The organism is Corynebacterium sp. UMB10119B (genome assembly GCF_030228125.1).
Lineage (GTDB): Bacteria > Actinomycetota > Actinomycetes > Mycobacteriales > Mycobacteriaceae > Corynebacterium > Corynebacterium pseudogenitalium.
On the sequence record NZ_JASPBG010000005.1, the window covers coordinates 21,634 to 48,102 of the forward strand.

A 26,469-nucleotide genomic window follows, 5' to 3' on the forward strand; every position below is an offset into this window, starting at 1 on the left:
TGGCTGAAACGGACGGACCGGCGGTTAGAGAGTTAATCGTTGAGGTGTCTCGAGCCTGCGGGGGAGGTCGGTCTAGGGGGGCAGATTTCGTATGGGGCTCGAGTATTGTGAACTGGTGAAACGTCGGGCTTGATGGGGGCAAATTGAGGAATTTGGTGTGTGGACGTTGGAGGCTGATGCCGCCTGTACTTACCTGTCAAAAAGGGATGCCGATGGCATAATTGTCATAGTGTAACGGCTATGGGACAATAAACGTTCTTTAGCAGGAGAAGGAGGCGGGATGGCTAATGAGCACTCGAACGATGCGCAACATGGCCCATGGCAGGGTGATAGCTCGCTCCAGCGACGGTCGGATAATTCGGGAAGCACGTATCCACGATCCAGCGGAAAATCTGGAGAAAGCGTGGAAGCAAACGGGGCAGGCACTTCGGCAGGCGATCGACTCTCAGAACAAGATGATGTTTTAGAAGCCGAGGTGCTAGATCAGGTTAGTAACAGGGTCACGCATGACCTCTTGAGCGTGATGCGAGTTGCTCCTTTGCCTCATCCTAGTGAGCTTCAAGCTTACGAAGAGGTCGAAGCTGGTTTAGCGAACAGAATTGTCGCAATGGCAGAGGACTCTGCTGGCGCGGCGAATGAAGCGACAAGGTCCAACGCCGAAGTCAACTACGCCCTAGCCGCATCAATCCGTGAAGAGGGCAGAGCGGTGAGAAGAGGACAGTGGATGTTTGTCTGCCTAGCGGTTTTGTTTTTGGCTGTGGCAGTAATTCTTGAGCTGCTTGATCGAACTCCATTTGCAACGGGCATGGGGATTCTCGGGTTCTTAAGCCTGTTGGGCAGTATGTTTATTCCCAAGAGGAAGACCCAATGGGGTCCCTCAGGAAAAGGGGAAGAAAGCTCAGCAAGGTAAAGTGGAGTGCCTCATAGTGCGCCCACCAAAAGCAAACGCGCACCCCTATTAACCTGGGGTTTCTTACAGCCCTGTAAGTATTGCTGTTCTCTGCTTGGGGGCGGTACGATTGCGGTGTTTTACATCCACAGAAGCTTCCATAGAAGCTGGAGCACAGCAAAAGGGCGGTTTCATGACAACAGCGGGTTGGCCAGTACTTGGCGAACCGCCTCGACTGCGACGGGCCACAGCGGCAGTAATCGTGTCCATGCTGTTCGCGCTGGTGACGGTGCTCGGAGGCCAAAGTACCGCGAGCGCAGCCGACACCAACAGCCGCGTCAACATTGGGGACTGCTCCTTCCGTAAAGCCGATGGGGACGCCAAGAAGTGGGCGAACCAGATGTGTTGGATTGATGCGTCGGATATCGCGAAGCCGGGGACGCACAATGTGACGAAGCACTTCGGGGATTACACCCTGACGTACACGGTCACGGTGGAGGCCTCGGATACGGGGACTGGGTCGAATAAAGGCAGTTTGTCGGCCGGGCAGCAGCCGCCGTGGAGCCGTGCGGCGTTCGGTAACCAGATTGCGGGCCAGTCGTTCTTTGTTGCGGAGACAGGCGCCACTGCGAATGACATCTTTCAGACGGAGAAGAACCGCTTCGTTCGGTTGTCGTTTCGGGATGTGAAGTTTACGTACCGGGGGCAGCCGCTGCCGTCGTTTCGCATGATGGTTGCGGACGCTGAGTCCACAGGCAGTGTGCTTGGCGGTGAGATGATCAGTGTAGACATCTCCAATTCGGGTGGCACGGGCACGGTGAACCCACCAATTAAGCTGACGCCGAAGGGCAGTCGTGAGGCGTGCCGTAAGACGTATGGGGCGGGCGTCGAGAGGAATCAGTGGCAGTGGGCCAACATGGGCGGCAAGAAGCGCGACTTCATCTGCGATAACGAATCCGGAGGCACCTACGGCACCTTCCTTGTTGGGTTGGATTCGCCGACGGCGTTTGAGATCGGCATTGCGTCGAACTCGGGTGGTTCCGCGAGGAACCCGGACCCCCGCGGTAACCAGGCGTTCGCGATGGCGATCGCGCTCAACCGCATCTCCACCCAGACAGGCAAGGAGCTAGGCACCGCGGACACGGTGGCGCAGGAGGCGTTCACAGGCGACGTAGACAAGCCTGTGACCAGGATTTTCACCCAGGACGGGCAGCAGCGCAACTGGATTGAGCCCGTCGCTGGCTCGAGCACCACGCCGGTGTTGCGCCGTCTGAACGCGGAGGGTGTGCCGGAAGATACTGTCGGGTTGCTGTCGACGATGAGTGGCAAGGAGCTGGCGTTTCGTCGCTACTCCCCGGAGTGGACCTGCAGCGCGATTTCCGCCGACGGCGAGACGGACACCTTCATCTACGAGCCCGGTGCCAAGGCCGGGGACGCGCCGACGCGGCTGACCCACAACGGTGCGTCGCTGAGCCGGGCGGAGGCGGAACGCCTCGGCATCTGGTTCAGTGAAGACCGCGCGGCAGGCAGCGCGGAGGTGCAGTTCGCGAACAAGCAGAACCGCGAAATCAACTGCAATGTGCACTGGAAGTCCCGCTTCGCACCAGCATCGCTGGAGCTGAACAAGCGGGTCACCGGCACGGCCAGCAACTACGCGGCGCTCAGCGGCAAGAAGTTCACCATCGCGTATTCGTGCGCGGCGCCTGAAGGGTTCCAGGCCGCGTACCCGGACGTGAAGTTGAGCGGTTCCCGCGAGGTCACACCTGGCAGCCCCCAGCTTGTCGACGGCCTGCCAGCTGGCACTACGTGCACCCTGAAGGAAACGGCGCCCCCGGCGGTGTCGGGCGCTGATTTGGACCTGCAGTGGGATGGCGCGCAGCACGGTGTGCCGAATCAAGGGGGCGTCGAGAAGAAGGTGACGCTGGCTGACGTACTCCCTGTTGAGGCAGACAATCAGTACACCGCGCGGACAGCGACGCTGCAGCTGCGCCACCTGGTGCAGGGCCCGGCGGCGACGCCTGCGCTGCAGAATCAGGAGTTCACGTTTGAGCTCAGCTGCCCGGCCACGAACGCGCCGGCGCGCCAGGTGATCGTGCGGGGTGACGCCCCAGCAACCCTGGATAACGTGCCACGCGGGCAGGACTGCGTGCTGCGCCCCGTCGAAGGGCTCACGGCCGAGCAACAGCAGTACCTTACCCTGACCAGCAGGGACGCCACCGGCGCGACCCAGCAGCAGGACGGGTTAGCGCTCCGACTGCCAGCCGATGGCACGCAGCCGACGGTGCCCGTGGAGATCCGCAGCACCTACGACTACCGCACCGAACAGGTAGAGGTCCACCAGGTGCTGACCGGACCGGCGGCGACGCTCCCGGCCGTGACGCGACAGGGCTTCACCGCCGCCTACGCCTGCACTACGCCCGACGCCACCAAGCGCGAAGGCACCGTCACCCTGCAGGACGGGCACGCCCTGATCCGGGATATCCCGGTGGGATCTACCTGCACACTGACCCCGCAGGCGCCGACGCCCGCACCTGAGGACGGCCCGAATCAGAACTACGAGCTGCAGAGTACGTCCGTGGAGCCACAGACGCTGACCGTCGGTGACGGCAAGGCAGAGGCGTTCACCATCAACCGCGCCTACGACTACAAGTACGGCACCGCACAGCTGGCCAAGACGGTCACCGCGAACGGCGTGCGCGGCCTGCCGGCGAATTACACGTTCAACTTCGCGTGCGGTAGCCGAAACGTCGTCGCCAATGGGCAGGTCACAGCGGTCAAGCTCGAGGGCGCCGCAACGGTCGCCCCCGGCGCGCCGGTCACGCTGAAGGTCGGGGACCCGCGTGTCGACGACAGCCCCGGCGGCACCATGCGCGTCCCCTACGGCAACACCTGTACCTTCACTGAGGATCGCCCGCAGCTGCCCGGCGGCGTGAACTGGGACACCGACGTGGACAACGCGACGCTGACCATCACCGCCCCGACCAACACGGCTACGGTGAACAACACGTTCACCCCGACCGGCAACGGGCTGACCATCACGCAGCGCTACACCGGGGAGCAGGCGCTGTACCCGAAGGTGGGCGTCGATTATCAATTGACGTGCGGTACGTTCCAGGCAGCCTTCCAGCTTGTCGACGGCGCCCAGCGCTCCTTCACCGCCGCCGAGATCCCGGCGGGCACCCAGTGCACCCTGGAACGACGCACCCTGCTGGACACTGAGCGCACCAACAGCCAGGGCGTTCGATACCCGATCACGCACACCACCGTGGGCCACTACGCGCCGGGCGGCGAGCAGGCCACCGAGCTGGCGCCGGGCGTAGCGTTCACGGTCGGGGAGCGCGCCACCCTGGCGATGGAGGACGAGTTCGCCTACCAGCGGGCCACCATCACCGGCGTGAAGAACGTCCAGTTCGATCCGGCGACGAAGCACCTCATCGCGCCCGCGAAGCAGGAGGCGTGGCTGCAGAGGGAGTATCCGGCGTCGCTACGCTGTGTGCTGCCCGACGGCACCCCGGGCGCTTCCTTGCAGGCGTCGGTGCGCAACGGCGTGGTGATTACCCAGGATGACCTGGTGGTTGGCAGTAGCTGCACCGTTGCCGAGAACCCGCTGACCCCGGAGCCGGGCATCCACATGGCGGCCACCACCACCGTTGATGGCAAGGCGGGCAACACGTTTACTATCGCGAAGGCGGGCAACAAGGTGGAGTTCGTGAATACGTTCTCCCGCCACGTCACTGATGCCACGGTGCAGACGGGGGTCGAGTTGCCTGGTCAGGCGCGTGCGGCGTACGAGGCCGCGGGCAACACGCTCGACGCGGTACTACCCGCACACCCGGTGACGGTGGTGTGCCGCGACGGCGACGCCGAGCTGCTACGGCGCAGCGCCACCGTGGACGGAGAGGGCACGGTTACCGTTCACGGCGTGCCTGTGGGTGCGGCCTGCACAGTGGAGCTCGGTGGGTATGCGCCGCTGCATCTGCAGGCGGATACGCAGGACGGTCCGCTGCAGGCGACGGTGGTGCCGGAGTCGGTGGACTGGTCGGTGAGCCGGGGTGACGCGACGCTCGCCACCGGCAAGCCACTCGAGCAGTCCAACGCCGTGGCGCTGTCGCCAGCGTTTGTGGTGGAGGAAGACGCCGCGCAGAACGCGGTGCGTGCGACGAGCCGCTACGCCTACCAGACCGCGCCGCTGACCCTGCGCAAGGACGTCGAGGGCGCACCCGCGGACCTGCGGCTGCTCAGCGAGGCGAATACGATGCGCTTCGCGCTGCAGTGCCGGGCGCTTGGCACCGAGCTAACCGACGTCCCCGGCGTGCCCCTGCATCTGACGCCGGCTGACTTCACCGCGGTGGACGGCGGGCTGCGCTACGTCTCTGCCGGGAGCGCGGGCGCTGCGGTGCCCGTCGGCGCGCACTGCAGCCTGCGCGAAATCGCGATGGAGAACGTGCCCGCGCAACTGAGCGTGACCACCGCGCAGCCCAGCGCCGAAGCGGACGTCACGGCGAACGGCGCACAGCTGCACCTGGTGAACCAGGTGAGCCGCCGCACCACCAACCTGCAGGTAGCGATGCGCCAAACCGGGTACCTCGACGGCGCGGACCCCGCAGGCTATACCGGCCAGCTGGTGTGCAAGGACGGCGACGCCACTTTGTCCACCGGGCGTGTGCAGTTCGGCCTGGCGGACGTGCCTGAGCGCCCACTGCCGCGCGAGGATGCCGTCCCGGTCACCGGGCTTCGCACCTTCGAGGTGCCTGCGGGCACTTCCTGCAGCCTGACCATGGATTCCGCAGGAGCCTTGAGCGCCCGCGGTGAGGTGGAGGTTGCCGCTGGTGACCGGCGCCCATACCTGGGCTTTGCTGCCTGGGAGCGGGGCGCATACAAGGGCCCTGCGGCCACAGTCGACGAGGTCGCGCCGCAGGACGTGCGCGCAAAGGAGTACGAGTACTCCGTGGCCGTCCCCGCGGACGCACCGGATGCCGACGCGGCGGTGGACCCGGCGGTGGTCGTCGGCGTGCAGGCGCACCACCCGCGCGCCACGGTGGACGTTGCCTTCACCAAGCGGGCCGCGGGCGCCCCGGAGACTGACGGCGTCTATACGTTCACCGCGAACTGCGGCGACGGCCCCCGCGACCCCTTCCAACTCCGAAGCGGTCAGACCCATCTGCTGCGTGGGGTGCCAGTCAACAGCGAGTGCACCGTGGAGGAACAACAGGCGGAAGGCACATACACGTTCGCGTTGACCTCCCAGGGCGCCAAGCTGGGGGAGGGCTACCTCACCGAGCTGGGTACGCCAACGGTGGGATTCAAGGTGCTCGCCCCCGATGCCACTGACACCAGTCGCGCCGGGGACGCTTGGGCCGCGACCGCGCTGAACAAGTTCGCCAGCGTGGCCCTGAACAAGCGGATCGCGGGCACCCCGCTGTCCAGCGTGACCAGTGTTGCGGACACCGCCTTGCTGCCTGATCACGCCACCACCATGAACATCACCTACCAGCTGACCAACACCGGCCAGTTCGACCTGTCCAACATGGTGCTTCGCGACCCAGCCCTGGCAGGCATGACGGTGCACACCCCCGCGGGCCCGCACGCCATCGGGGAGCAGGGCACCATCCCCGCCGCCGCGTGTGAGGCAACACGCGCCGCGCTGGCTCCGGGCCAGACCGCGACGTGCACCATCACGGTGGACATCCCCGCGGAGGGCACGTTCCGTCACCGCGGCACCGCAACGCTGCAGGCGGCTACGGGCACCCTCGGGATGGTCAGCGCCGAATCCACGTACGGTGCGCTGCGGGTGCCGTCGACCATCGGCTGGTTGTTGCCCGATACCGGCAGCACTACACTCGTGTGGATTCTGCTCCTTGGCCTGTTGCTCTTCGGTTTCAGCGCCCGACGCTTCCTGACACAGACTTCAACCTCAACAACTCCAACAACAGAAAGTTAGACACCATGAAACACATCATTTCCCGTTCCGCACTCGCAATTTCCACCGCGGCGGCCGTCGCGTTTGTCGGCCCGGTGGGCGCCTCCATCGTTGCGACGATGCCAGCCGCCGTCGCCCAGGCGCAGGTCGACGTCAACCACGCCACCAAGCTGACGATCAAGAAGTATGAGGGCGAGCCGATCGGTGAGGGCGGCAGCCTCAACGGCATGACAACCATCAAGGACGTCACCTTCAAGGTCGAGCGCATCGAGACTGCGCCGCTGAACACCGCGAAGGGCTGGGAAGACGTCGCCGCTGCCGGCGAGAAGAAGGTTGCCGATCTGCAGGCAGACCCGAACTTCAAGGCGAAGGAAGTTGCCACGAACGCTGACGGCGAGGCCGTGTTCACGGACCTCGGCGTGGGCCTCTTCCGCGTCACCGAGCTGCGCGCCGAAGGCGCGAAGCACTCCGTGGCAACCCCGTTCCTGCTTACCCTCCCAGCATTCGAAAACGGCGAGGCGAAGTACGAGCGCACCATCAGCCCGAAGAACCAGATCCTCGAGCCGAAGAAGTCGCTCATCAGCGAAAACACCACCTTGGGAGACAACGCGCGCTACCGTATCGACGCCCCCATCCCGGCATTCGGCCCGAACCCGGAAGGTGACCAGCTGAGGGTCGTCGATACGCTGTCGGCGAACCTCAAGTGGAGCCAGGCCGAGCACCCCGTGCTGGTGCAGGTGCTGAAGTCCGCGGACGACGCCCCTGAGACGCTTGCCGTCGACACCCACTACACCGTGCCCGACGCGGGCGGCAACACCATCAACGTGACGTTCACCGAGAAAGGCCTGCAGAAGCTGCGCGAGCTGCGCGCGGCGAACCCGGGCCTGACCGTGCGCACCGAGTTCAACGCGACGCTGGTCGACCTGCCCGAGAACGGCACGATCGACAACACCGCGCAGGTGTACTACTCCAACGACGACAAGCCGCACAACACCACCCCAACCGACGACCCGGACGGTGGCGCCACGACGCTGAACTTCGCCAATGTTGAGGTGACGAAGCTGCTGAACAAGCAGGCCAAGGACGGCGACAAAAATGGCGACGGCGCCCAGTTCCAGATCTTCACCTGCACCAAGCAGGACGACGGATCCTGGAAGGTCGAACAAGGCACCGCTGCCCAGCGCGTTGTCATCGGAGGCAAGACCGTAACGACCCTGACCGCCAATGAGACCGTCGCCGAAGGCCAGGAGCACGCCGGAGCCGCCCTGGCGAAGGCTAAGGGCCTCAACCGGATCAAGAAGAACAACACGTTCGCCGACTACTGCGCCGTCGAAACCAAGGGTGTGTCCGGCTACCTGAACAACCCGGAGCCACAGCCGCTCACCTACGACGAAGCCACGAAGACGCTCACCGGCAGCGTCAACAACGTGAAGGACAACCTGTTCGGCCGCCTGCCAGCAACTGGTGAGCGCACCATGCTCATCATCCTGGCACTCGGCGTGGTCCTCTTCGGCGGCGGCGCTGTCTACCAGCTGCGCTCCCGCAAGGCATAAGTAGGACAGCAGTGAGCAACCCAGGGGCTGCGATGGCGGTGGCGCTGGCCGTAACGGTCGGCGTTGCCGGCGTCGGCATGCCCGTTTTCGGCCCACCCGCTGCGGTGGCTGCGGCACCGGGCAGCGTCACGGTGGACCTGCGCGCCGCCGCAGGTGTCGACGGCCTGGATACCATCGGGGAGCGCACCGTCACGGCATCCCGCATCACCACAGTGGACATGAGCACCCAGGCCGGGCGCGAGGCGCTGGCCTCCCTCGACGTCCCCGCGTTGCTGCGCACGCAGCCCGACGCGATCGTCGACGTCGCTACCGGGCGCACCAGCGGCGGGCGCGTCACCCTCGACGGCCTGCAACCCGGCGCGTACCTGTTCACGCTGGGCGACAGTGAGGCGAAGGCTGCGTCGCACGTCTTCTTCGCGCCCTTCGTGGTACCCGTGACGGAGGGGTCCGCACGCACCGTGGAGCCGAAAGCCCAGCACCTCAGTGTGGCGCTCGAGGCCAACCGCCAGCGCGTCCACCCAGGCGAGGACGTCACCTTTACCGTCCGCGGGGTGGCGCCCAACCCATCTGACGACGGCACCATCGGCCACTACGAGCTCACCCTCACGCTCGCCGGAAACCTGGAGTTCTCTGGGGAGCCTACGGTGCGCATCAACGGGGTGGCACTCAGCCCAGGCGATGTCACCTTCCACCGCGAAGGCAACCGCCTGCGCGCAGTCCTGACCAAGTCTGGCCTGGCAAAACTCGCGCGCGCCCGAGCCACTGACGCCAGTACCACCGTCACGCTGGAGCAACACGCACGCGCCACCGCGGCAGGCACCGCAGGTGCCGACGCCACCCTGACCACCAACGGCATGGACCCCGAACGCAACCACGTCACCGTGGAGGCCACCCACGCCGACGTGCTCATCGAGGCACCCGCGCAGCAAGGCTCCTCTAAGGGGGATCGCCGCTGGCTGTGGGGCCTGCTTGGCCTGTTGCCGCTGATACCGCTGCTGCCAGGGTTGCCAGAGCAAGCAGGCTCATCGGGCCCGGCTGGACCGTCGCCTGCGGGCCCGCAGGGGACCTCGCCGAAGACACCAACACCAACAACTGAGGGGCAGCCCAAGCAGGACGGGCCGCGCGGCCGCGTCGACCAAGTCCTCGCCTACACGGGCGCCAACGTCATCTGGCTCGCGCTGCTCGCCCTCGCCTTGATCGTTGCGGGATGGTTGCTGGCTCGTCGAAAAGAAGACGAGAACGACCAGTGAGCCAGCCCAACCGCAAACGCGCCGGGAACCTCATCTCGCTCATCGGGCTGATCCTCGGCGCGCTCCTGCTGCTCTACCCAATCGTGGCCACACTCGCCACCAACGAACAACTACGCCGCCAAGCCGACGCCTACAGCGAACACACCACCAACCTCAGCGCCGAAGAACGCGACGCCCAACTCGCCCGCGCCCGCGACTACAACCAACGCCTCCTCGCCACCGGCACGCACGCACGCCCACCCGCCTCAAACGACCCCGACATGCCCGACTACATGGCACAACTCAACCTGCCAGGCTCCGGGGGCATCATGGCGCGCATCCGCATCCCCGACATCGGCGTCGACCTGCCCGTCTACCACACCACCGCACCCCACGTCCTCTACGACGGCGCAGGCCACATGTTCGGCTCCACCCTCCCCGTCGGCGGCGACGGCACCAACGCCGTCATTACCGCCCACACCGGCATGGTCAACGCCGCCATGTTCGACGCCCTCCCCACCCTCAAAGCGGGCCAAGACATCTATATAGACGTGATGGGGCAGCGGCTGCGCTACCAAATGGTCGACCGCGAAGTCGTGAAACCGGACCAGTACCAGGCCGTACGCTACCAATCAGGCGAAGACCGCCTCACGCTCATCACCTGCACCCCCTACGGACTCAACACCGACAGGCTGCTCGTCCACGCTATTCGAGTGCCACTCGACCCCGACGCCCCCGAACCGCGCGTCACCGGCCTGGGGATTAGCTGGTGGATGATCCTCGTAGCCCTGATCGTGCTAGTGGTGTTGCTGCTGATTCTGTACCGGCGGTGGAAGCGTCGGCGCCGGGACGCTGCCGAGGACTAGCTGGGAGTTGGCTGGGCACCACGATCCGCGGCGACGAGCCGACGAACTGGGGAAATGCTGCGCGGGTCTGCTGGAAACCGGGAATTTGGTGCTTTGAAGGCGGAGAGAATGCCAAATGTGACATTCTCAAACCTCTAGCACTTTTCTAGCCTGCAGGTATGAATAACTAGTCCAAATGGGGGTGCGTCTTTTGGCACTCCGCTTCGAAACAAGGCCAGGCAAAAACTACAAAATCGCCTGCGACAGCTTCCGGAGGTTCTTGAGCTGCTTGTGGTTGGCGGCGTCGAGGGCGCGTTCCTCTGCGGCGGCCACTTCTTCGGCGAGTTTGGTCAGGGCCTTGCCGCCCTTCTTGGTGGCGGTCACGATTTGGCGGCGGCGGTCCTTCGGGTCGCGTTCGCGTTTGACCCACGCGTGCTTCTCCAGGCAGTCGATGAGGCGGACCATGTCGGAGGCGTCGATGGCGAGCAGCTCGGAGAGTTGCGATTGGGAGCGTGCTTGCTCGGAGACGCAGCTGAGCACCCAGAACTCGCGCATGGAGGAGTCGTGCTTCGCCAGGGTGCGCTCCACCTCGTCTTTGGTGTGCCTGCGCACGCGTTCGATCTGGAACGATGGCGAAGTAGTCAGCGCCTCTGGGAGTTCAATCGTGGCCATAAGTCCCAGAGTATCGGGCTGCTGGCCAGGAATGAAACCGTGCTACTCGGTGGGCAGCCCGTTGGCGATCCATTCCATGGTGCCGCCCTCGACGTTGATGGGTTCCCAGCCGTGTACCTGCTCGAGGTATTCGCATGCGCGGGAGGAGCGCCCGCCGGAGCGGCAGATGACGTAGATGTCCTGGTCGGGGTCGATCCGGTCGGTGAGGGTGGTCAGTTCGCTCAGTGGCAGGTTGGTGGCGCCTACGGCGTGGACTTCGGCGTACTCTTCGGGCTCGCGGACGTCGATAAGCTGGGCGTTTTCAGGGACTTTGTTGACGTTGATGGATTGCATGTGCGCGATTGTAGCGGAAGTGTCGGGTGTGTCGGCTACGATTTGCACTATGCGCACGCCTCCTCGAACTCGCCCCCCGCAGTGGGTGTTTTGGGTGCGCCGAATAGTGGCGTTGGTGCTGCTCATGGCGCTCGTCTCGCTGTCGGTACGGTGTGGCAAGGAGGAGCCTGCGCCTGCGCCCGAGCCTCCAGCAGAGGATCCTGCAGCGCTTGGTCAGTCGCAGCCGCTCGAGATGTTTATCCCCTCGGTGGGGCTTCGTGCGCAGTTCGAGGACGGCCCGTGCCGCGTGCGCGCCGACGCGCTGGACCCCGCCACATTAGATAAGGCGTGCGTCTATACCGCGTCGGATAAGCCGTACTCGCTGCCGGGCCCGGATGCTGAGGACCTGGTGGTCGTCGCGGGTCACACGGGTGCTGGGGTGCATGGGGTCTTTGACCAGCTTTTCGACGGCTCCTCCGACCGCCACACCATCCATATCGGCGACATGCTGTACCTGCGCACCGCCGACTCCGAGGCGGCCGGTGGCAAGTGGTTGTCCTACCGCGCGACTGACCTGCATGACCCGGTGAAAGAGGTGATGGCGGGTGATGCCGATATATGGGGTGATGGTCCGCGCCCGGGGCGCCTGCTCACGATCTCCTGTATTCAGCCGCGCAACATTTTGGCGGACTCGGTTCGCAACGCGGTGATTGGGTGGCAATTCACATCTGTGCTGGATGCGCCACCGACCGATACGGGCGCAAAGTAACTGAAGTTTTTTGTGTAAACACTTGTGGCTGGGGTGAAGTGCGTCTACAGTGGGGCTAAACCATGAAGTAAGACTTGAGACTTCATGTTGAGCAAAGGAGCCCCTAATGAAGCGCAACACCGTACTGGCCGCCGTCATGACCGGCGCGCTCGCAACCGCCATCGCCCCCATGGCCCAGGCACAGGACGTCCCGCTGCCGGCCGTGACCCACGACATCAACGGTGCCGAGTACTTCCTCACCCAGGACGGCACCCACTACGTGCCGGACCGCAACCTGGTCAACATTGCGTTTGACCAGCTCTCGGCGGCTGACCGCGAGCGCGCAGTGGACGTGGCGAAGGCGGCTGTCGCCGGGCTTATCGACGCCCCCGAGGCCCCAACGGCGGAGACCATCGCCGAAACCACCCCTGTCGAGCAGCCAGCTCCGACCGGCGACCACCAGGATGTACCGTTCACCGCCGAGGACATTGACCCGAACAACCCGGCACCGGCTGCAGCTGGCTTGATCGCGCTTCCGGCAGTGCTCGCGATTGGTGGTCTGACGTACTACCTCAACGCTGACGGCAAGACCTACGTCACCGACCTGGCCCGCATCAACGAGCCTCCAACCGACGCCGAGGTGAAGGACTCCAACGCGCTGCTGGCAGAAAACGCTGCTGAGGTGGCACGCCAGGGCCTGGCAACCTCCAAGGCTGCAGGTCAGGCGCCGGTTGAGGCGCAGCAGCAGGCTGCTCCAGCACAGGCGCAGGCAGAAGCCCCGGCGGCAGAGCAGCGCGGTATCGCGGCTGAGACCGGGTCGAACACCCTGGTGCGGGCGCTGTTTGCGTTGGTGGTGGCGTCGATAATTGGTGCAGCCGTCTTTGCATACGGGCGCCGATACCTCATATAGTAAACCTTTGTGAAAACTCGAAATGTCCTTGCTGCAGTCTGTACTTTCTCCCTGGTACTAGGGGGTACAGCGCCCGCGTACGCGCACGTTGATGTTCAGCCGAATGGCAGCGAATGCAAAGCGTTGAAGTCGCAGTTCAAGCGGGGGCAGCAACTGGACATTTCGCGGTTTACGTTCCCCGGCGCCGGCGAAACAGGAATCCACAACAACACTCTCTACCTGTACGACACGACCGGCCACCGCGCCGACATCCAGCGCGCCGCCGACCTGTGGGTCAAGGCCGTGCGCGACCGAGGTGGGTACCTGGATATCAAGTTCATCGACCACAAGACGCCCGAGGCCGTCAGCGTGCTCGTTGATCCAAGCCTGCCGGTGCTCGGCCGCGTGACCGGTGGTGGGCCGTCGCTCACCGTGCGGATTAGCCCGCAAATGTTCGCGTCCACAGTTGGCGCGACCAGCCGAATCATGACCATCGCGCACGAAATGGGCCACGCGATGGCACTCGCGCACAGCTGCGACGACCTGCTCATGGTCTCTGGTCGCTCGCGTAAGCCGGGACTTACCCCGCAGCCTCTCGACGCCGAAATCCTCATCCTGCGCAACAACCTGCGCCAGAAGCCGACGCCGACCCCGTCGCCGTCGCCTGTTCCCCCGCTGGTGACCACGACGACTTCGACGACGTCCGAGCGTCCGAAGCCGACGCCGACTACGTCCTCGTCTTCTTCGTCTTCTTCGCCCTCTTCGTCTCCGAGCCAGCCGTCCTTCCCGGACCTGCCACCACTGCCGATGCCGACCATCCCGAGCGCCCAGCCGGTACCTACCCCGACGACGCAGAAGACCTCGACCACCACTGTCGTGCCGACGACGTCGACGACTCCAACGACGCCGAAGCCTTCTCCTTCACCTTCTCCGAAGCCGACCCCGACCACGAGCACCAAACGCATCACCCTGCCGTCATACGTTGCGCCGCCGAAGCCTTCCACCGAGGCGGAAGGGCAGCACATCGTTGACCAGGCCGCAGCCGAATTCAACGCTGCGGGTGTCGAGCTGCAGAACGCCTCCGACAAGGTGGCGGAGATCCTCGCGAAGAACCGCCTCAAGAACGCCGAGCGGGCACTCAAGGAGGCACAGGACAACCTCGATAAGCTGCGCGAACAGCTGAAGCCAGAGACGCCGGCGACGACGCCAACCACGTCTGCCACGCCAACCACGAAGGCTTCGACTACGCAGACATCGACCACGTCCAGCACGCCGTTTTCAAGCACGACGAGTACAACCGCGCCGGTAACCACCACCACGTCGACCACGCCGGTTTCTACCACGTCCGCGCCGCGGACAACCACTTCGGCAACCCCGAGCGTGTCGGCCACCCCAACCACGTCGACGACTTCCGCGACGCGGACAACGCCGACGGTGGCGACGTCGACAAGTGCGGAGACCTCCACGTCGTCGCCTCGCTGCTGCCCGAACTGCGGAGCCACCCCGCCGCAATGCGACGCGCCGCTGTACGAGCCCGCCGTGAAGCCACGCAGCGTTCAGGCCGCGCGCCTCGCGCTCGACGCCGCGAAACTCGACCACAAGGTCGCCGAGACCCGCATGAACATCATGCGACGCACGAACTACCCGCCGCTCATCAACGACGCGCAAGCCGACCTCGACCGCACCTTCTTCCGCGTCAACGAGGCGCAGGAGAACCTTGACGAGCTGCTGGCGAAGGAGCCGACGCCGAGCTCCTCAACCAGCTTGACGACGTCCCCTTCGTCCACCACCCCAACCACCTCGGAGACGCCAACCTCCACCTCGGAGGAGCCTTCGGCCTCGGCTTCTACTTCAGTTTCGGTGGAGCCTTCGGTGGAGTCCACCACGCGGACAACCGAAACGACTTCGGTTGCTCCGTCGACCACTTCGGTTGAGCCTTCTACCTCGGTTAGCGTCGAAGTAACCACGCCGACGACTACGTCGACCACGTCGGAGCCGTCCGCGGAGCCTTCGACCTCGGAGGCACCGGAGCCGGAGCCGTCCGCGCCGCGGACAACCGAAACGACATCGGCCGCTCCGACGACTACCTCGACGGAACCTTCTACCTCGGTGAGCGTCGAAGCAACCACCACCGAGGCCACTACGACCACCCAGTCCACGACCGAGTCCGCCACCACGACCGAGTCCGCCGTGCGGACAACTGAGCAGACTTCGGAGCCGGAGGTGGAGACGTCGACAAGTGAGCTCACACCCGAGCCAAGCGTTGGGGCGCCTGCTACCTGCGCGAAGGATGGCTCCTCAAGTGGATCCTCTGAGAACTGCGAGGGCAGCTCGAAGGGTGGCATCATCGCGGCGATCGTGGTGCCACTGCTGGCGCTGCTTGGCGCTGCGGCGTTCTGGGCGAAGGACCACCTCAAGTTCTAGTCAGTGCCAAAGGACGCACCCGCTTTTTCGTGACCTGGGGTTTCGCCGCCTCAGCGAGATGGAATTGCGTCCTTTGGCACTGAGGGTGGCTGGGGGCGCACCAAATTCCCGCACTCACGCACTCCCAGCGACCTGGGGAAATGTCGAGAGGCTCTGTGAAAATGAGGGAATTTGGTGCACGGCTGAGCAAGAGACCAAGCAAAAAGCCGCCCGGGAACACCCAGGCGGCAAACACTTAGAAGCAGCGACCTACTTCTTGTAGTTGTCGATGGAGGCCTGCAGGATCTTCTCAGCCTCTGCCTTGTTGCCCCAGCCGGAGCCGGAAACTTCCTTGTTCGGCTCGAGATCCTTGTAGTGGACGAAGAAGTGCTCGATTTCGTCTTTGAGGAACTGGGAGACGTCGTCGATGTCCTGGTAGTGGTCGTAGCGGACGTCGTCGATGACGCAGAGGAGTTTGTCGTCGCCGCCGGCTTCGTCGGTCATCTTGAAGACGCCGATTGGGCGTGCCTTGACGATGACGCCTGGGAAGACGGACTCGGGGAGGAGGACGAGGGCGTCCATTGGGTCGCCGTCGTCGGCGAGGGTTTCGTCGATGAAGCCGTAGTCGAGTGGGTAGGCCATCGGGGTGAACAGGTAGCGGTCGAGGTAGACCTTGCCGGTTTCGTGGTCGAGTTCGTACTTGTTGCGGGAACCCTTGGGGATTTCGATGGTGACTTCGACAGCCATGTGCGCTCCTTTGTAGTCGCGTTGATAGTAGCGGTACTAATCATACGGGGCTGCGTCGCCCAGTGGGTTTGGGCTACGCTTATGCGCCGTGAAGCTTTGGACTTGGATTGTTGGCGGGGTTGCGTTGGTCGCGGTGGGTGGCGCGGCTGGCTTCGGTGTGGCGACGCAGCAGGAGCTGGGTCGTATTGAGCACGCCCCGGCGTATCAGTTGCCGCAGGCGGAGCCGGTGTTGGTGCCGGCGGTGCCACGCCCGGTGGATGTCGAGGCGCTGCAGGCGCGCCTGGCGGAGCTTGCGGAGGACCCCACGTTGGGCACGTTCCATGCGCGTGTGTCGGACGGTTCGACGGGTGAGGTGTTGTTTGATCGGTTGGCGGGCGAGGCGTTGCGCCCGGCGTCGACGACGAAGATTTTGACGGCTGCGGCGGCGGTGTTGGAGTTGGGGGCGGATGACAGGATCGAGACGCAGGTGGTGAGTGGGGAGCAGCCGGGCTCGGTCGTGATCAAGGCGAATGGTGACGTGTGGTTGGACGCGGAGGCCATCGAGCAGCTCGCCGAGCAACTCAAAAACCAGCAGGTCACTGCTGTCTTCATCGACACGAAGGCGTGGGAGGGCCAGCCGACCATGATGCCTGGCTGGGACCCCGTGGACATCGATGGCGGCTTCGTCGCGCCGCTGGAACCGGCGATGCTCTCGGGCGGTCGCCTCAACGGGGAGACGGAGGGGGACGTGCCGCGCTCGCATACTCCGGCGTTGGATGTGGCGCAGGCGCTCGCGGACCGCGTGGGCGCCGAGACGGTCGGTCTCGGCCCGGCGCCCGCGGAGACAGATACGCTGGCAAGCGTGGAGTCGCCGGACCTGGTGCAGCGCCTGCACATGATGATGAAGGAGTCCGACAACGTCTACGCGGAGGCCATCGGCAGGGAGGTGGCGGACCACGTAGGTATCGACGCCCCCTCCGCCACCCTGCACGTCCTGGCTGAGCACGGCTTTGACACGGGCGGCATCACCTTGGTGGACAGCTCGGGGCTGTCGGTGGACAACCGGATCACCCCGCGCATGTTGGACAGCATCCTGAGTGACGCTACTCAGCACGAGCAGCTGCGCCCGATGCTGGACGCGCTGCCGGTCGCGGCCGGCGACGGCACCTTGGCCACCCGCTATGGGGACCTGGCCGGGCGTGGCTGGGTGCGCGCGAAGACGGGCACCTTGGACGAGACGTCCGGGCTGGCGGGCACGGTGACTGCGGAAAGCGGCAACGTGTACACGTTTGCGCTGCTCTCGAATGACTCGGACATTCTGGAGGCGCGCCGGGCGATGGACACGTTCGCCTCGGCGCTGCGGGAGTTCTAGCGATGGAGCCGTTCTGGCCCCGGCGCAGCCCCCACTTCTTGGCGTGCCGCCGCGCGGTGCGCGGGTGGACGGAGCCTGCGGTAATTGGGCTGTCGGGCGGGGCGGACTCGTTGGCGCTGGTAGCGGCGGCCGCGGCGGAACGTTTGGACGTGACGGCGCTGGTGGTGGACCACGGGCTGCAGGAGGGCTCGGCGGAGGTGGCCTGGCGTGCGGCGGAGCAGGCGCGCGCGTTTGGGGTGCCCGCGGAAATCGTGACCATCCAAATCACACCAACGGGTAAGGGCACGGAGGCCGACGCCCGCCAGGCGCGCTACGCGGCCCTGTTCGAACACGCCGGCCCGGGCCGCGACGTGTGGACGGCCCACACCGCCGACGACCAGGCCGAAACGCTGCTGCTCGGGGCGCTGCGCGGCAACCCGGCGGGGATGGCGCCGCGCGCGGGTCGGCTGGTGCGCCCGCTGCTGCATGTCCGCCGCGCGGACACCGCGGGCGCCTGCGCCGAACTGGGCGTCGCACCCTGGCAGGACCCGATGAACAAGGACGAGCGGTACCGGCGTGTGGCGCTGCGCACCCGGGTGATTCCGCTGCTGGAGGAGATCGTCGGCGGGGAAGTCGTCCCGGCGTTGGCGGGCACGGCGGACCGGATCGCGCAAGCCGCGGCGCAGCTCCAGCGCATCACCCCGGCCGCGAACGAAGACACGCTGGACTGCGCGGAGCTCGCAACACTGCCGTCGGTGGTGAGGAGGGCGGTGTTGGCGGAGTGGGTCGTCGAAAAGCGGGGGGAGGTCAAAGGTGCCCACCTTGCGGCGATTGAAGCCTTGGTGACGAACTGGCGGGGGCAGGGCGCGGTGCAGCTCGGCGGGGGAGTGCGGGTGGAGCGGCGCGACGGAACGCTCGTGTTCGCGTAAACGGTTGTCCAAGGTGACGTGAAAGTGGCAAGATGATGAACTGATGCCAACCGAGAAGGGCTTGAGAAAGGGCACCCGATGACCGAGCTGTATGACAAGAAGGATTTCAACGTTGCGCCACACCGCTACGGAGACGACGTAGAGGCGGTGTTGATCCCCGAGGAAGACCTGCAGCGGCGCATCCAAGAGCTGGCTGACATGGTCTCCGAGAAGTACCGCGACTCCGAGCAGGACCTAGTGCTCGTGTGCGTGCTCAAGGGCGCTGTGTTCTTCTTGACGGACTTCGCCCGCAAGCTCTCCATCCCGTGTGAGATGGAGTTCATGGCGGTGTCCTCCTACGGCAGCTCCACCACCTCTTCGGGCGTGGTGCGCATTCTGAAGGACCTGGACAAGGAGATCGAAGGCCGCGACGTGCTCGTGGTCGAGGACATCATCGACTCCGGTTTGACCCTGTCGTGGCTGCTGAAGAACCTGTCGGGGCGTAACCCGAAGAGCCTCGAGGTGATCACGCTGCTGCGTAAGCCTGAGGTGCAGAAGGCCAAGATTGATCTTCTCGACGTCGGCTTCGACATCCCGAACGAGTTCGTCATCGGCTATGGCCTGGACTACGCCGAGCGCTACCGCGACTTGCCGTACGTGGGCACGTTGCACCCTCGCGTCTACTCCGACGCGCCTGAGGACATCTAATACACACAGAAGAGCTGTATGACCAAGAATAAAAACGTGTTGCGGTGGGGCCTGATTGGCGCCACCGTGCTTATTGTTTTGTACCTGCTCACCCTCATCGGGGATGACACCCGCGGCTACCAGCGCGTGGACACGTCGATCGCGATGGAGCAGCTGCAGAACAAGAACGCCAAGGAAGTCCAGATCGACGACCGCGAGCAGCGCGTCCGCATTGACCTGCGGGAGCCGATCAAGGTCGAAGAGCGCGAGGGCGTCGAGCAGATCAGCGCCCAGTACCCGGCGCGCACCACGCCGGAGATCTTCGGCGCGGTGAAGGAAGCCGCCCCGGACAAGTACAAGACGAACGTGACGCAGGAGTCTTTCCTGATGTCGATGCTCGGCTTCATGCTGCCGATGGTGCTGATCTTCGGCCTGTTGTTCTTCTTCATGTACCGCATGCAGGCCGGAGGCGGCATGTTCGGGATTGGGTCGTCGAAGGCGAAGCAGCTGTCGAAGGACAATCCGACGAATACGTTCGCGGACGTCGCGGGTGCGGACGAGGCCGTCGATGAGCTGCAGGAGGTCGTGGACTTCCTCATCGATCCGAAGATTTACGAGTCGCTCGGCGCGAAGATCCCGCGTGGCGTGCTGCTGTACGGCCCGCCTGGCACGGGTAAGACGCTGCTCGCGCGCGCCGTCGCTGGTGAGGCCGGGGTGCCGTTCTACACCATCTCCGGCTCCGACTTCGTGGAGATGTTCGTCGGCGTGGGCGCCTCCCGCGTGCGCGACCTGTTCAAGCAGGCACGCGAGAACTCGCCCTGCATCATCTTTATCGACGAGATTGACGCCGTCGGCCGCCAGCGCGGCTCCGGCATGGGCGGCGGCCACGACGAGCGCGAGCAAACCCTCAACCAGCTGCTGGTTGAGATGGACGGCTTCGGTGACCGCGAAGGCGTGATCCTGATCGCGGCGACGAACCGCCCGGACATCCTGGACCCGGCGCTGCTGCGCCCGGGCCGCTTCGATCGTCAGATCCCGGTGACCAACCCGGACATCGCGGGGCGCGCCCAGATTCTGAAGGTGCACGCGAAGGGCAAGCCGTTGTCCAAGGACGTGGACCTGGATGCGCTGGCGAAGCGCACCGCCGGCATGAGTGGTGCGGACCTGGCCAACGTGCTCAACGAGGCCGCGCTGCTTACCGCCCGCATCGGCGGCAACGTGATCACCCCGGACGCGCTGGAGGAGGCCACGGACCGCGTGATCGGCGGGCCGCGCCGCTCCTCGAAGGTGATTTCGGAGAAGGAGAAGAAGGTCACCGCCTACCACGAGGGTGGGCACACGCTCGCGGCATGGGCGCTCAAGGACATCGAGCGCGTCTACAAGGTCACCATCCTCGCCCGCGGCCGAACCGGTGGGTTCGCGATGACGGCCGACGAGGACGACAAAGGCATGTACAACCGCGACGAGCTCTTCGCCCAGCTCGTCTTCGCCATGGGCGGGCGCTCCGCGGAGGAGCTCGTCTTCGGCGAGCCGACCACGGGTGCCTCCAACGACATCGAGCAGGCCACCAAGATCGCGCGCGCGATGGTCACCGAGTACGGCATGACCTCAGCGCTGGGCACGGTGAAGTACGGCCAGGCGCAGGGCGACGCCTTCTCCGGCATGGGGGCGGGCGCCAAGATGGAGTCCTCGCCGGAGGTTGCAGCCACGATCGATAAGGAGGTACACACGCTTATCGACGCCGCCCACGCCACCGCCTACGGCATCCTGGAGCAGTACCGCGACCAGCTGGACACCATGGTGTCCAAGCTGCTGGAGAAGGAAACGCTGCGCCGCCAGGACCTCGAAGCACTCCTCGAAGGCGTGGAGCCGCACCGTCCGGAGCTGCCGGCCTACGACATCCGCTTCGTCCGCCAGATCGGCCGCGAGCCCGTCAAGACCCCGGTCGAGCTTGCCGAGGAGCGTGGTGAGGAGCCGCCGAAGCGCTTCTCCATCCTTGAGGCGTCGCGTGAGACGCGGGAGCGGCGTCGAAAAGAACGGGAGAAGGAGCACGGCGCTCCGCTGCCACCGCCACCTGCGGGAGGCGCCCCGACCTACGGCGGGCCGAAGCCGCCGAACGACTGGACGTACCCGGGCGCGCCGAAGGCGAAACCTGAGCCCGCGCCAGCGCCTGAGCCTGCGCCGAAGCCTGAGCCGGATACGCACCCGGGCATGGACAACTACCGCCCGGACGAGGAGATCGGGTTCCGCCTGCCGGAGCACGAGCGGCCCGACCGGCCCGACCGATCGTCTGAGGAAGAAACCAAACAGCTGCCACGACACAGGAGCAACGAGGATGACCAGTAAGTTCGACCGCGCCCGCGCCGAAGCCGCGGTGCGCGAACTCCTCATCGCAGTCGGCGAAGACCCGGACCGCGAGGGCCTGAAGGAAACCCCGGCGCGGGTGGCGAAGGCGTACGAGGAAGTGTTCGCGGGGCTGCACCAGGACCCGACCGCTGTGCTGGAGAAGACGTTCGCGGAGGACTACCGGGAGCTCGTGCTGGTGCGCGACATCCCGGTGTACTCCACGTGCGAGCACCACCTGGTGCCATTCTTTGGCAAGGCGCACGTCGGCTACATCCCGGGCAAGGAAGGCAAGGTCACGGGCCTGTCGAAGCTCGCCCGCCTGGCCGATATGTACGCGAAGCGGCCACAGGTGCAGGAGCGGTTGACGGCGCAGATTGCGGACGCGATCGTCGATAAGCTGGGGGCTTCCGCCGTGATTGTGGTGCTGGAATGTGAGCACCTGTGTATGGCGATGCGGGGCATCCGCAAGCCTGGTGCCGTGACGACGACCTCCGCGGTGCGCGGTGGCTTCCAGAAGAACGCCGCCTCCCGCGCCGAGGTCTTGAGCCTGATAAGGAGCTAGCAATGGTCAGTGTGCAGGATCTCACCGCGCCGGGGCGCACGACGGTGATGGGCATCGTCAATGTCACGGAGGACTCCTTCTCGGATGGCGGGAAGTGGCTCGCAGTTGACGATGCTCTCTCGCACGCCCACGAGCTGGTCCGCCTGGGCGCGGACATCATTGACGTTGGCGCGGAGTCGACCAGGCCGGGCGCGACGCGTGTGCCCGCCGAGGTTGAAGCGGCGCGCGTGGCCCCGGTGATCCGGGCGCTGCAGGAGGACGGCATTCGGACCTCCGTGGACACGATGCGCGCGGCCACCGCGGAGGCCGCCGCCGAGGCGGGCGTGGACCTCATCAACGACGTCTCCGGCGGGCTCGCGGACCCGGACATGTACGCCACGATGGCGCGCACGGACCTGCCGGTGTGCCTGATGCACTGGCGCGCCCAGCAGTTCGTGAACGCCTCCGGTGCCGCCGACCACGGCGGGGACGTGGTGGCTGACGTGCTCGGCCTCTTCGACGAGCTGGTTGCCAACGCCACGGCCGCTGGGGTGCGCCCCGAGCAGATCACGCTGGACCCGGGCCTCGGCTTTGCCAAGACCCCGCAAGAGAACTGGCAGCTGCTGCAGGCCCTGCCCGCGCTGATGGACTGCGGCTACCCGCTGCTGGTGGGGGCCAGCCGCAAGCGCTTCCTCACCGGGGTGCGCGCCGCCCGCGGGCTCGAGCACGGCCCGGTCGATGCGGACCCAGCCACCGCCGCCGTCACCGCCCTGTGCGCTCAGGCTGGCGCCTGGTGCGTGCGTGTGCACGAGGTGGCCGTTTCCCGCGACGCCGTGGACGTGGCCGCCGCGTGGAAGGCGGGCAACCTTGGCTGACCGCATTGAGCTCAAGGGCCTGTCCGTCTACGCACACCACGGGGTGTTGCCGCACGAGCGCGAGCACGGGCAGCGCTTTCTGTTGGACATCACCTGCTGGCTCGACTTCGCAGGCGCCGCCGCCACCGACGACCTGACCCAGACGATGAACTACGCGGAGCTAGCCCAGCTGGCCAGCGACATCGCCTCGGGCAGGCCGCGCCAGCTCATCGAGACGGTGGCCACCGAGATCGCCGAGGCCGCCATGGAGCGCTTCGACATCCTGCACGCGGTGGAGGTCACGCTGCACAAGCCGCACGCGCCGATCCCGCTTCCCTTCGAGGACGTCGCCGTGGTGGCACGCCGTTCCCGTAAACGGATGGGGGCCCGCTGATGCGCGCGGTGATTTCGGCAGGCTCCAACATGGAGGACTCGCGTGCCCACCTGCAGTCGGTCGCCGACGAGTTCGCCGCCGAGCTCCTCGACGCAAGCTCGATTTACGCCACCGCGCCCTGGGGCGGGGTGGAGCAGCCAGACTTTCTCAACCAGAGCTTTCTTATCGAAACCGACAGCGACGACCCCTACAGCCTCCTTGCCCGCTGCCAGCGCCTGGAGCAGCAGGCGAACCGGGTACGCGACGTGCGCTGGGGCCCGCGCACACTGGACGTGGACATCATCGACTTCGAGGGCTACCGCAGCGACGACCCTGAGCTGACGCTGCCACACCCTCGCGCACACCTGCGCGAGTTCGTGCTGGTTCCCTGGCTGGAGATTGACCCGCACGCCAAGCTGCTCGATCGCCCGGTCAGCGAGATTCTCGCGGAGCTGGAACCGCAGGGGGTTCGCAAGCTGTGAAACGCACGCCGCTGTCCGGAGTGATCGCCGTGTTCGGGTTTTGTACCGCCGCCGCGTTCATTGTGGTGCGCCGCCTGTTCGGCCTGCTTGAGTCGCTGAACATGGTGGTGCCGCTGAGCCTCTGGATCGTCGCCGCGGTGTGTTTCTACGTTGCGTTCATGGTGCACAAGCGCCGCGATGAGGGCAAGGTTGGTCTGGATCGCAGCCAGCTCAACCCGATGATGGCGGCGAACTTCATGCTGTTTGGCAAGGCCTGCACCTGGGCAGGAGCGGTCAGCGGCGGGCTGTACGCGGGGTGCCTGCTCTTCGTGTTGCCCCGGATGCACGTGCTGATGGCCGCGGCGCAGGACGTGCCGCCCTTGGTCTCCGGGGCGCTGGGCGGAGTCACTCTGGCGGTAGCCGGTGTAGTGCTGGAACGGGTGTGTGAGGTGTCGCCGCCCTCAAGTGGAGAACAGGTTAGCTAAGGTAGTGGGCATGAAAAATACTTGGGTGATTGTTCCATTTGTGGCTGCGCTTGCAGGCACAGTGGTGATGTTGTTTACCAACTCCGCGAACATACTCAAGCTTTCGCTGATCCTGGCGCTGTGGGCCGCCGTCGCGGGCCTCATTGTGATCTACCGCCTGCGCCGCGACAACGAGGAGGTCGCGCGCCTGCAGGAGGAGCGGGAGAAGACGTTCGCCGCCGAGCTCGAGGCCGCGCGCGCTGGCGCACCCTCGGGTGTCGACGCCCCCTCCGAGGAATTGCTGCGCGACATCCAGGAGGAGCTGCGCTCCCTGCGCTCCACGATTGAGGAGATGAGCGGGCACGTCTTCGAGTACGAGCCCGCCGCCGTGCACGCCGCGGCGCGCCGCATCCAGGAGATTGAGTCCTTCACCCAGCCCACCTACGAACCGTCCGAAGACCGCCCGGCCGGGGCGCCGTCCTCCGACGCGATCGCCGGGCGCATCGGCAGCCAGCCGAGTCGGGAGACGCAGAACCCGCTCACGGCGCTGATTAGCGAGCACCAGGCGAAGCAAGAAGCGCAGGAAGCGCAAGAAGCACAAGAAGCGCAGAAGCCGGCGCCTGAACCGACACCAATCCCGGAGCCTGAGCCCGTACCCGAGCCAGTGCCTGAGTCGGAGCCCGAGCCAGCACCACAACCAGAGCCTGAGCCTGAGCACGGCCGCCACGAGCAGCCAGTCACTGAGGTCATCGAGACCGTGCCGGAACCAGCTCCGCGCGCTGGGGGACGCCGCCGCCGCGACGCGGCCGGTGACAACGCTGTCTCTGTCGCCGAGCTGCTAGCGCGCCGCAACAAATGAGCCCAACGCTGACCATCGCCGCCTGGCGCGGCCCCAGCGCGCTGAGTGATCAGCTTGCGCGCGCCGGGCACTGCGTGACGTACCCGCGCGTGGCCGCGGACATCGCCGCCGCCGACCTGGTGCTCCTCGAGGGCTCCGCTGACGTTATTGAGCGCGCCGCCGCCGAGTGCGCGCCGTTCGTACGCCCGAGGCAGATGTTCTGGCACACCAACCTGGACCACGGCGCCCAGCTCCTCGACGAGGTGGAGGTCGCAGGGGCCGTCGTGATGTGCGCGCACAACATCGTGGACAACGTGTGGGTCACCTCTGCGGCCGACGAGCTGGGGGAGACCGTGATCGCGCTGGTGCTCGGGGAGCTCGGGCAGGTCACCATGCCGATCACGGATGCGGCCCGCCCGCTGGTGGCCACCGCCCAGCACCTGCGCGCCCTGCAGCGCGTCGTCCAGGAGGACGCGCTTGCGCTGCTGCGGCAGGCCAACCCCAACTTCGAGGCGGTCGCGGACGCCCTCGACGGCGCCGAGCTGCCGCCGCTGCGCCCGCTCGACCGAGAGCCGGTTGGGGGAGAAGGGGTGCGTCGATTAGTAGAAGTATTGGAGCGCCGCGCGGCGCAGCAACGAGAGGAAGACCTGTGACTTTTGAACCGGGCAACGCGGTTGTCGTACGTGATGAGCAGCTGTTGGCCACCTACGGGCGCGCATTCCGCAAGATTGGCAAGACGATTGCGGTCGTACCGCTGGGCGCCGACGTCCACGCCGGGCACATCGAGCTGATCCGGGCGGCGAAATCGCTGCTCGGCGCGTACGTGTTTGTCACCTACTCCGGCGAGGAGGTGCCCGAGACCTTCCGCAACGAGGGCGTGGACGTGGTCTTCCACGGCGAGCTGCGCACCGCCGTGAGCGTGCGCACCGGGATGGAGCACCTCGACGACGCCGACGCCGTGTCCCGCGACGTCGCCCGCATCCTGGCGGTACTCAACGCCACGCACGCCACCGACCTGGTGATGGGGGAGAAGGACTTCGAGCTGCTCGTGGCCACCCAGCTGGCCGTGTCTGGGCTGCGCATGGAGGTGAAGCTGCACAGCGTGCCCACCGTGCGCATGCCTGACGGGCTGGCGCTTTCGCTGCGCAACGAGCGCGTCGCTGAAGACGCCCACGACCAGGCGCTTGCGCTGTCCGCCGCCCTGACCGCGGGGGCGCACGCCGCCGAACACGGCGCCGAGACCGTCCTGGACACCGTGCGCGGCGTGCTCGAAGCCGCAGGGGTCACGCCTGCCTACCTCGCCGTGCGCGACCTGGCTATGCGCGAGGCCCCTGCCCAGGGCGACGCCCGGCTGCTCGCCGCGATCGACCTGCCCGCCACCGACGGCGGCACGGTGCGCCTCCACGACAACGTTGGTCTGCCGCTCGGCATCGGCTTCAAACACATCGAGGACTAGGGCG

The 26,469-nt window shown here is 65.9% G+C and carries 23 protein-coding genes; 20 read left to right on the plus strand and 3 right to left on the minus strand.

From position 1 onward, the window contains the following. Window positions 1–280: 280 nt before the first annotated feature. From QP802_RS05690 to QP802_RS05710, 5 genes are all read left to right on the plus strand, one after another. Complete coding sequence (locus QP802_RS05690; protein WP_284817783.1) at window positions 281–910, plus strand: DUF2335 domain-containing protein; 630 nt, start codon at window positions 281–283, stop codon at window positions 908–910. A gap of 172 nt (window positions 911–1,082) precedes the next feature. Next, window positions 1,083–6,830 carry a CshA/CshB family fibrillar adhesin-related protein gene (locus QP802_RS05695; RefSeq protein WP_284817784.1) on the plus strand — a complete coding sequence of 1,916 codons (5,748 nt, stop codon included), beginning with the start codon at window positions 1,083–1,085 and terminating at the stop codon, window positions 6,828–6,830. Window positions 6,831–6,835: 5 nt separating this feature from the next. Further along, the gene (locus QP802_RS05700) at window positions 6,836–8,362 is read left to right on the plus strand and encodes a SpaH/EbpB family LPXTG-anchored major pilin (protein WP_284817785.1); all 1,527 of its coding nucleotides are present in this window, start codon (window positions 6,836–6,838) and stop codon (window positions 8,360–8,362) included. Between the two features lie 11 nt (window positions 8,363–8,373). Beyond that, complete coding sequence (locus QP802_RS05705; protein ID WP_284817786.1) at window positions 8,374–9,612, plus strand: isopeptide-forming domain-containing fimbrial protein; 1,239 nt, start codon at window positions 8,374–8,376, stop codon at window positions 9,610–9,612. Next, a complete protein-coding gene (locus tag QP802_RS05710) occupies window positions 9,609–10,457 on the plus strand; it encodes a class C sortase (protein WP_284817787.1) in 849 nt (282 codons plus the stop codon). The genes QP802_RS05705 and QP802_RS05710 overlap by 4 nt, the downstream gene beginning before the upstream one ends. A gap of 225 nt (window positions 10,458–10,682) precedes the next feature. On the opposite strand, the gene QP802_RS05715 is transcribed toward QP802_RS05710, so the two are convergent. Continuing rightward, window positions 10,683–11,108, minus strand: a complete 426-nt coding sequence (locus tag QP802_RS05715; RefSeq protein WP_070478157.1) for a MarR family winged helix-turn-helix transcriptional regulator — start codon at window positions 11,106–11,108, stop codon at window positions 10,683–10,685. A gap of 42 nt (window positions 11,109–11,150) precedes the next feature. Further along, a complete protein-coding gene (locus QP802_RS05720; RefSeq protein WP_070363433.1) occupies window positions 11,151–11,441 on the minus strand; it encodes a rhodanese-like domain-containing protein in 291 nt (96 codons plus the stop codon). A 49-nt stretch (window positions 11,442–11,490) separates the two neighbouring features. On the opposite strand from QP802_RS05720, the gene QP802_RS05725 reads away from it, so the two are divergent. The 3 genes from QP802_RS05725 (at window position 11,491) to QP802_RS05735 (ending at window position 15,481) form a co-directional block, all read left to right on the plus strand. Then, entirely contained in the window at window positions 11,491–12,189 is a 699-nt protein-coding gene (locus QP802_RS05725) for a hypothetical protein (protein WP_284817788.1), read from the plus strand. A 106-nt stretch (window positions 12,190–12,295) separates the two neighbouring features. Further along, a complete protein-coding gene (locus QP802_RS05730) occupies window positions 12,296–13,078 on the plus strand; it encodes a hypothetical protein (protein ID WP_284817789.1) in 783 nt (260 codons plus the stop codon). Between the two features lie 9 nt (window positions 13,079–13,087). Next, window positions 13,088–15,481: a hypothetical protein gene (locus QP802_RS05735; RefSeq protein ID WP_284817790.1), complete on the plus strand. Its 2,394-nt coding sequence runs from the start codon at window positions 13,088–13,090 to the stop codon at window positions 15,479–15,481. A gap of 249 nt (window positions 15,482–15,730) precedes the next feature. Here the strand turns inward: QP802_RS05735 and QP802_RS05740 are convergent, their stop codons facing one another. Beyond that, the gene (locus tag QP802_RS05740) at window positions 15,731–16,207 is read right to left on the minus strand and encodes an inorganic diphosphatase (protein WP_256001071.1); all 477 of its coding nucleotides are present in this window, start codon (window positions 16,205–16,207) and stop codon (window positions 15,731–15,733) included. Window positions 16,208–16,295: 88 nt separating this feature from the next. Here QP802_RS05740 and dacB point away from each other — a divergent pair, with 88 nt between their 5' ends. The 12 genes from dacB (at window position 16,296) to QP802_RS05800 (ending at window position 26,465) form a co-directional block, all read left to right on the plus strand. Further along, complete coding sequence (gene dacB, locus QP802_RS05745; protein ID WP_284817792.1) at window positions 16,296–17,558, plus strand: D-alanyl-D-alanine carboxypeptidase/D-alanyl-D-alanine endopeptidase; 1,263 nt, start codon at window positions 16,296–16,298, stop codon at window positions 17,556–17,558. Between the two features lie 2 nt (window positions 17,559–17,560). Next, entirely contained in the window at window positions 17,561–18,466 is a 906-nt protein-coding gene (gene tilS / locus QP802_RS05750) for a tRNA lysidine(34) synthetase TilS (RefSeq protein ID WP_284817794.1), read from the plus strand. A 78-nt stretch (window positions 18,467–18,544) separates the two neighbouring features. After that, complete coding sequence (gene hpt, locus QP802_RS05755) at window positions 18,545–19,153, plus strand: hypoxanthine phosphoribosyltransferase (RefSeq protein ID WP_176754803.1); 609 nt, start codon at window positions 18,545–18,547, stop codon at window positions 19,151–19,153. A gap of 18 nt (window positions 19,154–19,171) precedes the next feature. After that, entirely contained in the window at window positions 19,172–21,478 is a 2,307-nt protein-coding gene (ftsH, locus tag QP802_RS05760; RefSeq protein ID WP_284817796.1) for an ATP-dependent zinc metalloprotease FtsH, read from the plus strand. Beyond that, on the plus strand, window positions 21,468–22,040 hold the full coding sequence (gene folE / locus QP802_RS05765) for a GTP cyclohydrolase I FolE (RefSeq protein WP_070361892.1): 573 nt from the start codon (window positions 21,468–21,470) through the stop codon (window positions 22,038–22,040). The genes ftsH and folE overlap by 11 nt, the downstream gene beginning before the upstream one ends. 2 nt (window positions 22,041–22,042) lie before the next feature. After that, a complete protein-coding gene (gene folP, locus QP802_RS05770) occupies window positions 22,043–22,894 on the plus strand; it encodes a dihydropteroate synthase (RefSeq protein WP_256001084.1) in 852 nt (283 codons plus the stop codon). Further along, a complete protein-coding gene (gene folB / locus QP802_RS05775; protein ID WP_256001083.1) occupies window positions 22,887–23,267 on the plus strand; it encodes a dihydroneopterin aldolase in 381 nt (126 codons plus the stop codon). Before folP ends, folB begins: the two co-directional genes overlap by 8 nt. Continuing rightward, a complete protein-coding gene (gene folK, locus QP802_RS05780; protein WP_070361895.1) occupies window positions 23,267–23,728 on the plus strand; it encodes a 2-amino-4-hydroxy-6-hydroxymethyldihydropteridine diphosphokinase in 462 nt (153 codons plus the stop codon). Before folB ends, folK begins: the two co-directional genes overlap by 1 nt. Further along, window positions 23,725–24,192 carry a DUF3180 domain-containing protein gene (locus QP802_RS05785; RefSeq protein ID WP_070361896.1) on the plus strand — a complete coding sequence of 156 codons (468 nt, stop codon included), beginning with the start codon at window positions 23,725–23,727 and terminating at the stop codon, window positions 24,190–24,192. Before folK ends, QP802_RS05785 begins: the two co-directional genes overlap by 4 nt. A gap of 10 nt (window positions 24,193–24,202) precedes the next feature. After that, window positions 24,203–25,030 (plus strand): DUF6779 domain-containing protein, encoded by an 828-nt coding sequence (locus QP802_RS05790; protein WP_284817799.1) that lies wholly within the window; start codon window positions 24,203–24,205, stop codon window positions 25,028–25,030. Further along, the gene (locus QP802_RS05795; RefSeq protein ID WP_070361898.1) at window positions 25,027–25,662 is read left to right on the plus strand and encodes a hypothetical protein; all 636 of its coding nucleotides are present in this window, start codon (window positions 25,027–25,029) and stop codon (window positions 25,660–25,662) included. The genes QP802_RS05790 and QP802_RS05795 overlap by 4 nt, the downstream gene beginning before the upstream one ends. Next, window positions 25,659–26,465 carry a pantoate--beta-alanine ligase gene (locus QP802_RS05800; protein ID WP_070361899.1) on the plus strand — a complete coding sequence of 269 codons (807 nt, stop codon included), beginning with the start codon at window positions 25,659–25,661 and terminating at the stop codon, window positions 26,463–26,465. The genes QP802_RS05795 and QP802_RS05800 overlap by 4 nt, the downstream gene beginning before the upstream one ends. The last annotated feature ends 4 nt before the right edge of the window (window positions 26,466–26,469 follow it).

Excerpts from the sequence above, each read along its gene's own strand:
- QP802_RS05690 (WP_284817783.1), top strand. The coding sequence starts at position 281 with ATGGCTAATGAGCACTCGAACGATGCGCAACATGGCCCATGGCAGGGT.
- QP802_RS05695 (WP_284817784.1), top strand. The coding sequence starts at position 1,083 with ATGACAACAGCGGGTTGGCCAGTACTTGGCGAACCGCCTCGACTGCGA.
- QP802_RS05700 (WP_284817785.1), top strand. The coding sequence starts at position 6,836 with ATGAAACACATCATTTCCCGTTCCGCACTCGCAATTTCCACCGCGGCG.
- QP802_RS05715 (WP_070478157.1), bottom strand. The coding sequence starts at position 11,108 with ATGGCCACGATTGAACTCCCAGAGGCGCTGACTACTTCGCCATCGTTC.
- QP802_RS05720 (WP_070363433.1), bottom strand. The coding sequence starts at position 11,441 with ATGCAATCCATCAACGTCAACAAAGTCCCTGAAAACGCCCAGCTTATC.
- QP802_RS05725 (WP_284817788.1), top strand. The coding sequence starts at position 11,491 with ATGCGCACGCCTCCTCGAACTCGCCCCCCGCAGTGGGTGTTTTGGGTG.
- QP802_RS05730 (WP_284817789.1), top strand. The coding sequence starts at position 12,296 with ATGAAGCGCAACACCGTACTGGCCGCCGTCATGACCGGCGCGCTCGCA.
- QP802_RS05740 (WP_256001071.1), bottom strand. The coding sequence starts at position 16,207 with ATGGCTGTCGAAGTCACCATCGAAATCCCCAAGGGTTCCCGCAACAAG.
- tilS (WP_284817794.1), top strand. The coding sequence starts at position 17,561 with ATGGAGCCGTTCTGGCCCCGGCGCAGCCCCCACTTCTTGGCGTGCCGC.
- hpt (WP_176754803.1), top strand. The coding sequence starts at position 18,545 with ATGACCGAGCTGTATGACAAGAAGGATTTCAACGTTGCGCCACACCGC.
- ftsH (WP_284817796.1), top strand. The coding sequence starts at position 19,172 with ATGACCAAGAATAAAAACGTGTTGCGGTGGGGCCTGATTGGCGCCACC.
- folE (WP_070361892.1), top strand. The coding sequence starts at position 21,468 with ATGACCAGTAAGTTCGACCGCGCCCGCGCCGAAGCCGCGGTGCGCGAA.
- folP (WP_256001084.1), top strand. The coding sequence starts at position 22,043 with ATGGTCAGTGTGCAGGATCTCACCGCGCCGGGGCGCACGACGGTGATG.
- folK (WP_070361895.1), top strand. The coding sequence starts at position 23,267 with ATGCGCGCGGTGATTTCGGCAGGCTCCAACATGGAGGACTCGCGTGCC.
- QP802_RS05790 (WP_284817799.1), top strand. The coding sequence starts at position 24,203 with ATGAAAAATACTTGGGTGATTGTTCCATTTGTGGCTGCGCTTGCAGGC.
- QP802_RS05795 (WP_070361898.1), top strand. The coding sequence starts at position 25,027 with ATGAGCCCAACGCTGACCATCGCCGCCTGGCGCGGCCCCAGCGCGCTG.